13 protein-coding genes are annotated in these 13,898 nt (G+C 39.0%); 4 read left to right on the top strand and 9 right to left on the bottom strand.

All coding sequences use genetic code 11. The features are described 5' to 3' along the window. Positions 1-23 precede the first annotated feature (23 nt). From AACZ88_RS08375 to AACZ88_RS08400, 6 genes are all read right to left on the bottom strand, one after another. Complete coding sequence (locus tag AACZ88_RS08375) at positions 24-986, bottom strand: S41 family peptidase (RefSeq protein ID WP_339708855.1); 963 nt, start codon at positions 984-986, stop codon at positions 24-26. Next, complete coding sequence (locus AACZ88_RS08380) at positions 983-1,246, bottom strand: type II toxin-antitoxin system RelE/ParE family toxin (RefSeq protein ID WP_339708857.1); 264 nt, start codon at positions 1,244-1,246, stop codon at positions 983-985. Before AACZ88_RS08380 ends, AACZ88_RS08375 begins: the two co-directional genes overlap by 4 nt. Beyond that, a complete protein-coding gene (locus tag AACZ88_RS08385) occupies positions 1,237-1,479 on the bottom strand; it encodes a hypothetical protein (RefSeq protein ID WP_339708859.1) in 243 nt (80 codons plus the stop codon). Before AACZ88_RS08385 ends, AACZ88_RS08380 begins: the two co-directional genes overlap by 10 nt. A gap of 96 nt (positions 1,480-1,575) precedes the next feature. Next, a complete protein-coding gene (locus AACZ88_RS08390) occupies positions 1,576-4,095 on the bottom strand; it encodes a M14 family metallopeptidase (RefSeq protein WP_339708861.1) in 2,520 nt (839 codons plus the stop codon). 159 nt (positions 4,096-4,254) lie between these two features. Beyond that, positions 4,255-4,626 carry a PUR family DNA/RNA-binding protein gene (locus AACZ88_RS08395; protein ID WP_339708863.1) on the bottom strand — a complete coding sequence of 124 codons (372 nt, stop codon included), beginning with the start codon at positions 4,624-4,626 and terminating at the stop codon, positions 4,255-4,257. Between the two features lie 76 nt (positions 4,627-4,702). Next, positions 4,703-6,457 (bottom strand): ABC transporter ATP-binding protein, encoded by a 1,755-nt coding sequence (locus AACZ88_RS08400; RefSeq protein ID WP_339708865.1) that lies wholly within the window; start codon positions 6,455-6,457, stop codon positions 4,703-4,705. Between the two features lie 186 nt (positions 6,458-6,643). Here AACZ88_RS08400 and nusB point away from each other — a divergent pair, with 186 nt between their 5' ends. The 4 genes from nusB to AACZ88_RS08420 all read left to right on the top strand — a co-directional run bounded on the left by nusB (position 6,644) and on the right by AACZ88_RS08420 (position 9,986). Beyond that, positions 6,644-7,591, top strand: a complete 948-nt coding sequence (gene nusB, locus AACZ88_RS08405; RefSeq protein ID WP_339708867.1) for a transcription antitermination factor NusB — start codon at positions 6,644-6,646, stop codon at positions 7,589-7,591. A gap of 75 nt (positions 7,592-7,666) precedes the next feature. Beyond that, positions 7,667-8,140: a DUF1573 domain-containing protein gene (locus AACZ88_RS08410; protein ID WP_339708869.1), complete on the top strand. Its 474-nt coding sequence runs from the start codon at positions 7,667-7,669 to the stop codon at positions 8,138-8,140. A gap of 25 nt (positions 8,141-8,165) precedes the next feature. Beyond that, on the top strand, positions 8,166-8,453 hold the full coding sequence (gene yajC / locus AACZ88_RS08415) for a preprotein translocase subunit YajC (protein ID WP_339708871.1): 288 nt from the start codon (positions 8,166-8,168) through the stop codon (positions 8,451-8,453). A 213-nt stretch (positions 8,454-8,666) separates the two neighbouring features. Continuing rightward, positions 8,667-9,986 carry a Gfo/Idh/MocA family oxidoreductase gene (locus tag AACZ88_RS08420; protein ID WP_339708873.1) on the top strand — a complete coding sequence of 440 codons (1,320 nt, stop codon included), beginning with the start codon at positions 8,667-8,669 and terminating at the stop codon, positions 9,984-9,986. Between the two features lie 44 nt (positions 9,987-10,030). Here the strand turns inward: AACZ88_RS08420 and AACZ88_RS08425 are convergent, their stop codons facing one another. From AACZ88_RS08425 to pepT, 3 genes are all read right to left on the bottom strand, one after another. Continuing rightward, on the bottom strand, positions 10,031-11,062 hold the full coding sequence (locus tag AACZ88_RS08425) for a DUF6544 family protein (RefSeq protein ID WP_339708875.1): 1,032 nt from the start codon (positions 11,060-11,062) through the stop codon (positions 10,031-10,033). Between the two features lie 677 nt (positions 11,063-11,739). Then, the gene (locus AACZ88_RS08430) at positions 11,740-12,408 is read right to left on the bottom strand and encodes a hypothetical protein (RefSeq protein ID WP_339708877.1); all 669 of its coding nucleotides are present in this window, start codon (positions 12,406-12,408) and stop codon (positions 11,740-11,742) included. 118 nt (positions 12,409-12,526) lie between these two features. Continuing rightward, complete coding sequence (pepT, locus tag AACZ88_RS08435; RefSeq protein WP_339708879.1) at positions 12,527-13,762, bottom strand: peptidase T; 1,236 nt, start codon at positions 13,760-13,762, stop codon at positions 12,527-12,529. Positions 13,763-13,898: the final 136 nt, after the last annotated feature.

Consider the following 13,898-nt stretch of genomic DNA (forward strand, 5'->3'; position numbering starts at 1 on the left):
ACTGAGATGCACGGCTAATTTTCTTAGAAATTCTTATATAGCCTTTTTATGTCTTCTATAGCTAATTCTAATGATTTTTCAGTTTCACAATGAATATCTGGAACGATTCCATCTTTGATTATATTTTTCTCTTCATCGCACATAAAAGAAGTAGAAAAAGCCAGTCGTGCTCCACTAACAAATTCGAAAACTTGAAGGTCCGTTGTTAATCCATAAGTTTTTGTTCCATAAATCAATGTATTCTTTTGAAATTTAAATGATTGTGCTGTCGATTCACCTAAACTTGCCGTTTTTTCATTCACTAATACAGCGATTGGCTTATTTGCATTACGTATGGTGTCAGTTAACTTAATAGTGTTTATTATATGATTACCATAATAATAAGTGTCACTAGTTAATTTATGATTGATGTATTCTCCTTTGTTGTTAATTGAGAATCCTATTATCGAATTAACATACAATGGTTCAAGACCTAATGCAAAGGTACCTGCCTTTCCACCAATATTATCTCTTAAATCGATAATCCATCCAGATAAATTAGGATGGTTATCAACTTTTTTAAGGGCTTCCCTGATTTTTAAAGAATATATAGTACTTAGGCTATCATTAGCGGCAAAACCTAAAATTTTTATATAACCTATATCATTTTCTAAAATTTTGTAATCAATTTTTGGTATAGATACCGTGTCTTTGAGGAAAAAATTGGTTTTGTCTGGAGGTAAGAAGAAACTATGTTTGTCGTTGATTTGATTTAAAACGTATTTAATTCCATTATAGACGTCATTATTGTTTTGGAATTTAGGGATTGAGTCTTTTATATTATTTTCAATATCTACCCAATTTAATTCATTCGTTTTGATATATTTCTCTTTAATAATGCTAAAAGACTGGTAGAATGAACGCTTAAAATTTGGCTGCTGCTGTTCTTTCTTACAACAAAAAAGTGTTGCTAATACTATGAAAAGAATGATTGCCTGTGTTTTCATTCTGTCTTTTTTGGTTCGTTAATCCAATAGATGATTTTGTAGTTTTTGAAAACAAGATATCTGAACTTTTGAGGGCGGTCAGATAAAAGCTCCTCCTTCTGTCCGATATGTAGTTGGTTTTCCGGAGTTATAGTGCGGTCGACAATTGAACCTACTAACTTTCTTGCGACCTTGACACTTTTCGATTTGAGTTTATGGTGTTCGAAAATATCATCAAGTATTTCTTTTGCGAATTCTGTCCAAAAAACGGTCAGTTCCATTTTTTGATTTCTTCTTTCAAATCCTTTGCGCTTATAATTCTATCGTTTGTCGAATCTTCTAATGATTTGTCAATATCTGAATTAAATTGCTCCATTGACATCGGTTTCAGGTTTTGTTCATAGAGTTTAGATTTCCGCTTTTTAAGTATTTTTTCAAGTGCGCTTATGATTTCCTCGTTCTGAATGCGAAGAAACTCTTGAACGAAAGTCAGTTTTCTGGTTTGTAAGTCCATTTCCAATCCGTTTTAATCAAAGTTATAAATTCTATACTGATTGTATATTTTTTGTTTATTGTTCAAGCTTGTTGTCCCCAAAAATAAACATAACACCTACATCAGCTTCCCAAAGAAAATGGCATTCATCAGCAGTTTGTTTGTTCCATACCAAAAGGCCCTAAAGTTGGTATTGTCGGTAAAAACTATGACTCTTCCTTTGCCCATACGCTGCACTTGAAAAGGAACGCTGTTCTTTAATAGGGCAAGATTCTCTTCTGAAATATAGCCACTCAACAACGGGTTGTTGGTGTATTGAATAGGGTTGTTGTAACTGTGTTTATCAGGTTCGATATAAATATTTGTATTTCTGAACAAGGGTAACCGGTCGTCTTTATACCCGTAATTAATAGGATGCGAAAGATCGATCTTGGCCTCGAAAATGGCTCCTCCCGTGTTTTGGGCACCCCTAAAATCGTTTTGTTGACCAAAGGAAATATTTTTTCCGACCAAGGTGTCTTTCTTGAATTTCAACTTTATCAATTCGTTTTTATGGAGCCAATTGGCGGCATTTTGATAGCCGATAAGCGTGCCACCTGCCTCGACCCATTCCTTTAATTTTTTTGCTTGCTCCTTTGACAGGCTGTTGCCCATACTCGGAATGATTAAATCGGTATACTTGCTCCAATCGACGGAATTGAAGTAGGCAACATCGATTTTAGTAATCTTTATATCATACCGCGTATCGAACAAGTGCCAAATCTCACCAGCTGCGTGAGCATTGATTCCGCTACCCACTAAAATGGCAACCCTTTGCTTCGTAAGCGAACCAAAACTATTGCTGCCCAGGTCAATTCCTTTGGCAAGTCCGGTGTTTGCCGCTGTTATTTCAATTTTACTTTCTTGGGCAACCGTATTTAAAAAGGCGTGTAATTCGCTTGATGGTAGTACCTGGTTCTGAACGGGGACCATAATCGTACCATGACCGTAATTTTTTCCGTCAAGACTAAAGGGCTCTCTTGCCACTTTGGCACGTATACCCTTGTTCAAAATTTTGTTGATGGCCTTGGGGGTGTAATATTCGTTCCACTCAAAGAGGTATGCATAATTGCTCTGCGCATCGACATTCCCACTTAAAGGCATAAGGCGATTGATTTCTTTACCTGCTACCTTTAAAGAACGTGATTCGGAATAATCTAAATTAAAGGCTAGGGGAAAGGTCCAAGCAGAGATGTCATAGAACAGACTATCTTTAAAAGTGGTTCTTTTTTCGAACATGGCCTTGATCAGGCTTTGGTTCTTTTGGTTCATGGGCACCACATAGCTATACCCTTTTTTATACGATTTTCCGCCCAAGGAGATATCGTTCGAGAGTTCGTGAAACTTTACTTTGTGTCGCTGTAAAACTTCGGCCAAATGCCATGTTTTAGCGGCATCTTTATAATCACCAAAAATGAGGGCCTTGGTTCTGCTTACGGCCGACATAAGACCCACATTTTTAAAAAATTCTTGCTGGTATCTTAGAATTTTTATGCGCATATTTTTAGCGGCCTCAATGGTGGAAAGAGCGGTTGTAAACTGATTGCGAATGGTGAAGGGAAATGTCAGCAAGCCGTTTTGAGATTCTTGAATGTGGCCTCTAGAGCTAGCTTGTTCGAAAAGAATACCGATACCCCCGTTCACATCGGGAAAAGTGGAGCCCTTGCCATAAAAATAATCATCGTACTGTTCTTCGGAATAATAAAGCGAACCGATCTTGTCTAAAGCTTTGGCATGGTATGTCGCAATTTCAGTAGTCAGTTCTTGATTCAATTTTGGGGTCAGTGGGTGCACGCGGTCGGGTTCTCCCGGTTGAAAGAAAAAGGTAGATGAAGTGCCCATTTCGTGATGGTCGGTGAGAATATTCGGCATCCAATTATGATATGTTTCGATGCGCGCCCGACTTTCTGGCAATTGCACCGGAAGCCAGTCACGGTTCATATCGAACCAATAGTGGTTGGTACGCCCCCCGGGCCAAACTTCATGGTATTCCCGCTCATTATTGTCAGGGTTCAGATTGATGCTTTTGTTGGTGTTGGCCCAGTACGCAAAGCGTTGCAGCCCATCAGGATTAAAGGCAGGGTCAACCAGCAAAATGGTGTTTTCTAAAATACTTTCGATTTCAGGTCCCTGTGCTGCGGCCAGATAATAGACATAGGCCAAAGCCGCATTTGAACCACTGGGCTCGTTGCCGTGTATTGAAAAACCTTGGTACACTACAAGGGGCATGGCCTCAATATTCATAGAACTGCCTTTAATTTCGGTCAAAGCCAAATGTTCTTCACGAATTTTAGCAATGTTCTGGTGGTTTTGTGGGGTGGTAACCGTGAGTAAAAGAAGCGGTCTTCCTTCAAACGTCTGACCCCTATTTTCAATGGTTATGCGATCGCTTGCCTTGGCTACGGCATGCATGTAAAATACCAGTTTGTCGTGGGTGACATGCCATTCGCCCACTTCGTGGCCGATAACTTCTTGAGGCTTGGGAATGCTTTGGTCGTAGGTGATATTCTCAGGAAGGTAATAGCCTAAGTCTACCGACTCTTGTGCATTAATATTTTGAAAGAGCACCAAAACCAATGCCAATAGAATGTTTCTCATACCACGATGAATTTAGTCAGTTTATAAATGTAACCATTACTATATGTCGTGTCAAGACTATTCGAGCCATATAGTCGAAAGGACATACTGCGATCACATTAAACAAAAAACGGCCCTTAATTATGAGGGCCGTTGTTTTTTATAAAGAAAATTCTAAAATTAAATATCGTCAAAATTGATATCGGTAAAGCTTTCTGTAGTCTTTGCTTCACCATTTTGAACGGGCTCTTCTTTTTTGAAATCAGACTGATGCCTTTCTGATATAACTTCGGTTCCTTTTTCATCGATAATAAAATCCATCATCTCCTCAACATTCTCCTTAAAAGCGGTGAAGTCTTCCTTATAAAGGTATATTTTATGTTTTTTATAATGAAAAGATCCATCGTCATGCGTAAACTTCTTGCTCTCGGTTATGGTTAAATAATAATCATTTGCCTTTGTACTCCTGACATCGAAAAAATATGTCCTTCTTCCTGCCCTTAAAACTTTGGAGTGGATCTCTTCCTGGTCCATTAAATCTTTTTCGCTCATTTGATGTGGTGTCTATAGTTCATACTTCAATATCATATCAAAAATGTAAAAAAAAACTTGATTCAACAACAAATTTTCAGTTTTCTTTCTCAGATAGTTGGTTTAAATAAAGTGATTTATAATAACCTTCGACAGCAATTAAATCATCATGTGTTCCTTCCTGAAACAACGTTCCGTCTTCAAGCACTAGAATTCTATCTGCATTTTTTGCAGATGATACCCTGTGGCTTACTATAAGAGTGGTTCTATTTCTGGACGCTTTTTTTAGATTTGCTAGAATTTCTTCCTCAGTTTCAGTATCTACGGCTGACAAACAATCATCAAATAAATATATTTCGGGGTCTTTTAATAAGGCGCGTGCGATAGAGACACGTTGCTTCTGTCCGCCACTTAAGGTGATGCCCCGCTCGCCTAGAACGGTTTCGTATTGCTTGGCAAAGCCCATAATGTTTTCATGTACGGCTGCATTTTTCGCCACTTTGACCACATCTTCATCAGAAGCGGTATGGTTACCGAATTTTATATTATTTTTTATCGAATCCGAAAACAGAAAGGCATCTTGGGGTACCGCACCAATCGATTCGCGCAAGCTATTGAGGTTTACCTTTTTAATGGGTATGTCATCGATACGGATTTCTCCATCGGTGACGTCATACAATCGGGCTATTAAGTCTAAAATGGACGATTTTCCAGAACCTGTTTTACCAAGAATGGCCACAGTTTCTCCAGCATTGATCGTAAAGGAAATATTTTTTAAAGCGGTAATATTAGTGTCTTCATAGGTAAAAGTGACATTTTTGAATTCAATTTTGCCGGTAATCGGGGTGGCCCCAACTGCTTCATTTTTGATGGCCGGTTCAGATCTCAAAAACTCGTTAATGCGTTTTTGCGATGCTTCGGCACGTTGCACGATAGAGGTTAACCACCCTACTATGGCAACGGGCCAGGTCAACATATTGACGTAAATGATGAACTCTGCAATTACACCTACAGATTCAATTTCACCATTGATGTATTGCTTGCCGCCTACGTAGATGACAAGAATATTGCTGATTCCTATTAAAAGTACCATGAGCGGAAAGAACCAGGCATTTACTTTGGCCAGGTCCATACTTTTCTCTCTTCCTTCGACGGCCAGTACCTGTAGTTCGCCATTTATCTGTGGTTCCAGTGCGTAGGCCTTTATCACCGATACTCCAGAGAACACTTCCTGTGTAAATGTTGATAGGGTAGAAAGGTATTCTTGAACAATGGTACTGCGTTTGTGTATGATCTTACTGATATTATAGATCAAGACCGATAATATGGGCAAGGGAATCAGGGCATAGGCCGCAAGAGTGGGGGCCGTAATAAACATCAATGGAATGATGCATACAAAAAGAGTGACCGTGTTTATCCCGTACATTAGAGCGGGGCCGGCATACATGCGTACTTGTCCGACATCTTCACTGATTCGGTTCATGAGGTCGCCGGTTCTATTTTTCTTGTAAAAATTTAGACTTAACCACTGATAATGGTCGAAAACTTCATTTTTTAAATCATACTCGATATAACGCGATACGTTTATTATCGTCTGTCGCATCAAAAAAGTGAAAAACCCAGATAGAAAAGCGGCACCAATAATGATAAGGATGAACTCCATAAGCAGGTTTTCAGCAGAAGCATCCGTTATTTTCCCGTTCAAGGCCTCTTCAACTACGTTAATCGATTTTTTGACATAGGTGGGCATGACCAATTGAAAAACTCGGGCGATAATGGTGATAATGATACCGATCAATAGTTTTGACCAATATTTTTTGAAGTATTTATTAACGTGCTTAAGTTCCTTCATGTAATGGGTTGGCTAACGGAATAGGTTTTTAATCTTCAATTTGCCAAAGATAGGGGTTTGCAGCAAAAACAAATGTTATAAAATACATAAGATAAAGACGCTTTCTTATGGTAGGTATTAGAAAAAGGATTGTTATTTTTGCGGGCTGGTAGTGAAACCAAACTCAATCTAAAAAGTTCTTTCTAAATGCTCACAAGAAGGCATATTCGGGTAAAGGTGATGCAATGCATTTATGCCTTGACACAATCTAAAGACGACTCTCTTGAAAAACAGGAAAAGTTTTTAAAGGTCAGTATTGAAAACATGTATACTTTATACCTGCTGAATCTCAGTCTTTTGATCGAAGTACAGCAAATGGCCGCCAAGCAGGTGAAACTATCCTCGAAAAAGTACTTGGCCAGTGTCACGGACGCTTATCCGAACAAGGAAAAATTCGTTCAAAATAGGGTGTTGTCCCAAATGGTGGACAATACACGGTTAAAGAATGAATTTGATAGTCGAAAATTAAAAAATTGGTATCTGAACGACGAATATGTAAAACTGATTTACAAAGAAATCGTTGAAAGTGATATTTACGCCGAGTACATGGGCACTGCCCTTGGTACGTATGAACAGGATAAGCAATTTGTGTTGCAGATTTTCAAGGAGATTATCGCTCCGAACGAGAAAATCTATGAATACCTGGAGGATGACAAACTGACCTGGGTCGACGATATTCCGATCGTGAATACCTTTATTTTGAAACAGCTAAAAAAGGTAAAGGAAGATCAAAATGATGGTTTTTTCCTTCCCAGATTGTTGAAGGATGATGCAGATATGGATTTTGCCAAAAAACTCTTGACCAAAACACTGCTCAACAATGCAAAATTGGAAAAAGAAATCGAAGGGAAAACTCCGAACTGGGACAAAGATCGCATTGCGGATATCGATTCGATTCTTCTGAAAATGGCGATATGCGAGGTGCTGAATTTTCCTTCAATACCAGAAAAGGTTACAATGAATGAGTTTTTAGAAATTGCCAAAGAATATTCGACGCCCAAAAGCAGTATTTTTATAAATGGAATTCTCGATAAATTGCTGAAGGAGTATAAGGCCGACGGCAAACTAAATAAAACAGGTCGAGGGCTGTTATAAAATATTTCTTTAATTTTGCTGTTTAAATAAATTGAATAGTATTTCTCAATTAATTAATATTAAAAATCCTGAGGTATGAAAAGAATAATTTTGGCATTTGGTTTAGTAGGACTGTTTGTTACAGCTTCCTGTAAAGACAATGCATCGAGTAAAATAAAAAGCGACAATGTGGCCGTGGCCGCAGAGCGTGATGAAGCCGGAAAACAGGTTCCTGTGATGGAGTTTGAAAAAGTCGAGCATGATTTCGGTACTATCGATCAGAATACGCCACAAGAAACCATTTTTAAATTTACCAATACCGGTAATGCACCCTTGATTATTACCGATGCCAAGAGTAGCTGTGGTTGTACCGTTCCAGATCCACCAAAAGATCCGATTGCCCCTGGTGAATCAGGTGAACTTAAAGTGAAATTCAACGGGTCGGGACAAAATCAGGTGACTAAACAAATTACTGTAACCGCGAATACTGAAAAAGGTCAAGAGCTTTTGCGTATAAAAGCTTTTGTTAACCCTAAAGATGCCGCACCAAAGGGTCCCGTTGCCCAATAATTAATTAACTAAAAAGAACACATACATGGGTGACATTGGACAGTTTCTTCCGATGATTTTGATTTTTGTCGTAGCTTATTTTTTTATGATACGACCTCAAATGAAACGTCAAAAAGATGAAAAGAAGTTTGCCGCAGAATTAAAGCGTGGCGATCGTGTGATTACCAAAAGTGGTTTGCACGGTAAAGTGGTCGATCTGAACGACAAGGATTTTTCTTGTATTTTAGAGACCATGGCCGGAAAGCTGAAATTTGATCGCTCGGCCATTTCTATGGAGATGAGCAAAAAACTAAGTGCGCCCGAAAAAAAATAAGGGAACAATCGATAATTAAAAAGGCACCAACGGAAACGTTGGTGCTTTTTTTTTGACTACTAAGAAAGCACCATCATTTTTTTTGCAGATAAGGAACTTGGGCGTAATGTATTTCGTGCCTAAAAAGCGTGAAATTTTAAGGGGTTGCCCTGTTGTTCATTGTAGTTGTTTAGCTTTAAAATTGCTATATTCATGGCCGTTAAATAAGCAAATATGTATAGCAATCGACGCAACTTCATCAAAAAGAGCACCTTGGCAGTGGCCGGTACAAGTGCCTCTTTTCTTTTTCCTATGGAATTATTAGCTACTATTCGAAAAAAAGTAGGCCCTAATGACCGAATAAACGTGGGGTTGATAGGGTGCAAAGGCATGGGTTTTAGTGATTTAAAGTCAATGTTGAAGATTAGCGAGGTAAGCGTAATCGCCCTCTGTGATGTAGATAAGAGTGTTCTCGAGGCACGAACGGCCGACCTGGAAAAAGCAGGGCTTAAAAAACCGCTGTGGTATCGAGATTATAGGAAATTATTGGAGAACCCTAATATTGACGTGGTTCTTATCGGTACACCTGACCATTGGCACTGCCTTCAATTGACCGACGCTTTGATGGCGGGGAAAGACGTATACTGCGAAAAGCCGATTGCAAATTCGGTTCAAGAAGCCAACATCATGTTGAATTATGTCGGTGCCAGTGATCGAATGGTTCAAATTGGTCAATGGCAGCGAAGCCAGCCTCATTTTGTCGATGCTATCAATTTTGTGCATTCGGGTAAATTGGGTGAAATAAGGCTATCAAAGGCATGGGCCTATCAAGGTTGGATGAAACCCGTGCCAGTTGTGCCAGATAGTGCGCCACCTGAAGGTGTTGATTATAAAATGTGGCTCGGTCCTGCGCCAGAACGTCCTTTTAATCCTAATCGGTTCCATTTTAACTTTAGATGGTTTTGGGATTATGCCGGTGGACTTATGACCGACTGGGGTGTACATTTGATTGACTATGCACTTTTTGGTATGAAGGCCGGTACCCCAAAATCGGTAATGGCCCTGGGCGGAAAGTTTGCTTATAAAGACGATGCCTCGGAAACACCCGATACCCTGCAAACAGTCTACGAATATGATGGATTCTCGATACTTTGGGAGCATGCCACTGGAATAAGCAATGGTAATTACGGCCGAGATCATGGCATTTCTTTTGTTGGCAACAATGGTACGTTGGTCTTGGATCGTAATGGTTGGGAAGTTATTCCAGAAGACGATCGTATGGAACGTGTACCGTTGCAAAAGAATGAGGGTAGCGGACTAGACTTACACACCGTGAATTTTATCGAAGCAGTTAAAAGTAGGGATGCGTCAAAATTGCACGCTCCCATAAAAGTGGGATATGATGCCGCACTTGTTTGCCACATGGGCAATGTGGCCTTTAAAACGGGTAACCGTATTTATTGGGATGCCGAGGCCGGGGAATTTAAGGAAACCCCTGCCAATAAATTTTTAAAGGCAGATTATCACAACGGCTGGAAACTACCGATGGTCTAGGTTTTATAAGGCTCGGGTAATCAAGTTCTTACTTTAGGAATAACCTACGGTTTTTTAGTACCGTTAGACATGGAGATTTTTTGCGTGTTATGCGTAATGTTCGTTATCTTAAGTTTTAGCCATGTCCATTCCCCATTCTTTAATTTCCAATTTGCTTTTGCTTCCACAGGTATTTTTATACCGTTTATTTCTTCGCTTTTGGTTGCGATAACTGACCACTGTGTCGGCTCGGTATCATGTGCATCCTTGAAACGCATGGCCACGAACTTCTCGAAATTTCCTTTCTCGTCAAAGTAGAAGACTCCCGAACCCTTTGTTCCATTATACTCCATTGTTGCCCTGGCCGAAGAATCATCTACCGGCTCCCATGTGACATAACGACTTAATGCAGCAGAGGGGAACCAAACAATTTCGGCTAAATACCGTTGTAATGTCGCTTGATTTATTTTTTCACTGTTTTTGGCGTTTACAACAGGAATGAGCGAAAATAGTTTAATGGTCATTTCTCCTTTTCCGTTCTCAAATCTATCTCTGCCCACTAGTGATAGAACCTTCTTCATCGTTAGGTTTACCCTCCAATTAAAAGCTGGAGGTTCGATAGTAAAGTACTGTCTTGCTTTGGCGCTACTCCAATCTTTTTGTTCAGGTTTCATGAGCATTTGGGCATCTTGCTCCAAATACACGTGGTGTACCAGTTCTTTACCTAGAATACCGCTGTTCATGACCCACTTTTGAACTATGGTCGGCAGGTTCTTGATCATTTTTTCTGAAACGATAACTTGTTTTGAAGGTTTGGAAGAAGCAAGCATTTGGGCCGTTTCATCATTTACCTTCTTTATAAAACCGAAGGATGAATACGCAATAAGAATGAATACAGTAACTATCAAATTTATACTGGTACCAAATTTGGCGTCTTGCCAATAGGTTATAATTAGAAACTGAGAAAGTAAAACGGCCAAAAGTCCAACTATCCACCAGCTATTGTGTTGACTGAGAAATAGTGCTAGGGTTGTTGAAAATAGGATAAATGCGACTAACCAAATAATTCCAAAAGGTTTGGAAATCGGTTGTGTCATTGCATTAAATTCGGAAATGCCAAATGCTTTCAGAAATCCGAACAAATGTATAATTCCGTGTATTGTAATTAATATTGTTAGAAGTATCCGCATAGTCTTTTATGTCTATAGCCTGCATCCAAATAATATGGGATAAAAAGTTTCTCGATAGTTGCTTAAATTTACGGATTTCTTCTAATTTGAAGTCATATGGAATTTTGAAAAAAATAGGGTCGGTGACCGCCACCCTTTAAACGGGTAGCAGCAGGAAAGAACTTTTATTCGAAGCTGGGCAATCAGATTTTATGCAAAGAGATGCATTTAGTCCCTCCCTAAAAGGTACTACTTTACCCTTCTCCATATAAAATTTTAATCCGCTTAGCGGCATGGCCCAAGAAAATGAAGATTTTTTGAAATGATCGTTACAGAATGGCCCTCCTTTATACCAGAATTTAAGCTGAACGTTATCTATTTTTTGTTCCAAATTAAAACCAAAAGTATTTGGGACCCAATCCCTATCAGATTTGGTCATCTTGATGTAGTAAGTCTTGTCTTTCTCAACTATGTCATGTCTTTGGCTTTTATAACAACTCTTAAATTGCTTTCAAGGCTGTCTGGCATACCTACCTGTATATTGCTTTCGAGAATCTTAATTGTTCTTTCCGTATGGCTATAAAAAAGTTGATTGGGTTCGTTTTTTATTGATGACCATTCCTTTTGGCCACCGGTTTCACCTTTAATTTTCTCTTCCAATATACGATATATAGGGTGCCAAGAATGGTAGGTGCCAACCAAACAAATAGGGTGCTGATATGTAGCCCTGCGACCAAAAATGCCGTAAAAGAGGCAATAAGCGCACCTATCATACGACCTAGGTGATTTTTGAGCCACATATTTTTGTTTTGTGAGAAACTCATGAACATTTGGAAATCTTTTATGGTCAACAATGCACCGAATACCCCAAAGAATAAATACAGAATTGAAGTTTCATTTTTTTGAAACAATCCAATTAATCCAATAGCAAACATGCCAATTGAAGCCGTCAGCATTATACCGGAAATAGTAAGGTCTAAAATGTCCGCTTTTTCTTTTCTTTTGTTTTTGAAGGTTAGTGCTCTATTCCCGGCAAGGACCATGTATATGGTAAATATCCCGATTAGAAATAAAAATAGATTTTCATGATTGGGCATTCGAGCTATAACCAGGGAAATCAAGGAACTTGCTATCATAGCATAAGAGAATACTGTTCCCATTTTTTTGTGAGATTTACCTCCTTTTTTTACAATGGCGCTTCCTGTACCGGTTAGTAGTCCAATTCCGCCAAGAAATGCATGAATGTAAATTAAAATCGTAATTGTTTCTTCCATTTAGAATTGATTGAATGCTTCAAATTTCCCAATACCGTTTAGTTTTTTAAAATTTAAACCTCCGAAGTGTTGTTTGTGGGGGGTGAGTTGTCCTATTTTATCCTCATAGTTGGCAACTCTAATCTTTCTGATTTTTTGATGCTGTGAGTTCGCAAATTTTCACGATAACATCCACAGCTCTCTGCATACTTTCTACAGGTATGTATTCATATTTTCCATGAAAATTATGACCGCCAGCAAAAATATTAGGGCAGGGGAGTCCCATAAAACTGAGTTGCGAACCGTCGGTACCCCCGCGAATGGGTTTGATAATGGGTGTTACGCCCACAGCTTCCATAGCTTCTTTAGCAATCTCGACGATATGCATAACCGGTTCTACTTTTTCCCGCATATTGTAATATTGATCTTTTATTTCCAACTGAATACAATCACCGTATTTGCTATTAAGTTCTTTGGTAATATCGCGTAATAACTGTTTGCGCTTTTCAAAGTGGGTTTTGTCATGGTCGCGAACGATTAATTCGAATTCGGCATGTTCAATCTCCCCTTTCATATGATGTATATGAAAAAAACCTTCCCTTCCCGAGGTACGTTGTGGTATTTCGTTCGGGGGTAATAGTTCCGTAAACTCATTGACGATGGTTATGGCGTTTACCATTTTACCTTTGGCATAGCCCGGGTGTACACTTTTTCCTTTAATTACTATTTTGGCACCAGCTGCATTAAAGTTTTCATATTCGAGTTCGCCGACTTGGCTACCATCCATGGTATAGGCCCAATCAGCAGCAAACTTTGCAACATCGAACTTATGCGCCCCACGGCCGATCTCTTCATCAGGGGTGAAGCCAATTTTTATGGTACCGTGTTTTATTTCGGGGTTTTGAATCAAATGTTCCATCGCCGTAATGATTTCGGTGATGCCGGCTTTGTCATCGGCGCCCAATAACGTAGTACCATCTGTAGTAATAAGCGTTTGGCCTTTATAGAGTAGTAGATCATCAAAATAATCGGGAGATAAAACAATGTTTTGCTCTTTGTTCAATACTATGTCACCTCCATCGTAGTCGGTAACGAGCTGCGGCCTTATATTGGTGCCAGAAAAATCGGGCGAAGTATCAAAATGGGAAATAAACCCGATGGTGGGTACTTCGATAGCAATGTTGCTTGGAAGGGTCGCCATGATATAGGCGTTGGCATCTATCGAAACATCGCGCATGCCGATTTTTTTTAGCTCGTCGACAAGAAGATCGGCTAAATGCCATTGTTTCTCTGTACTAGGGGTTGTTTTTGAAGTTGGGTCGCTTTGGGTGTCTATAGAAACATAGCTAATAAAGCGATCGATAATTTTCTGCATAGATATAATTTTTTTAAAAATACAATAAAGGAAAAACACCTGTTCACTTATAAGAACAATACCTAACAATTTTTACGAGGATTCTTACAATACGGGTAAAATTGCGTAACTTTTAAACAATATTAACTCAAAAAAT

It is taken from the genome of uncultured Kriegella sp. (assembly GCF_963975415.1).
Classification (GTDB): Bacteria; Bacteroidota; Bacteroidia; order Flavobacteriales; family Flavobacteriaceae; genus Kriegella.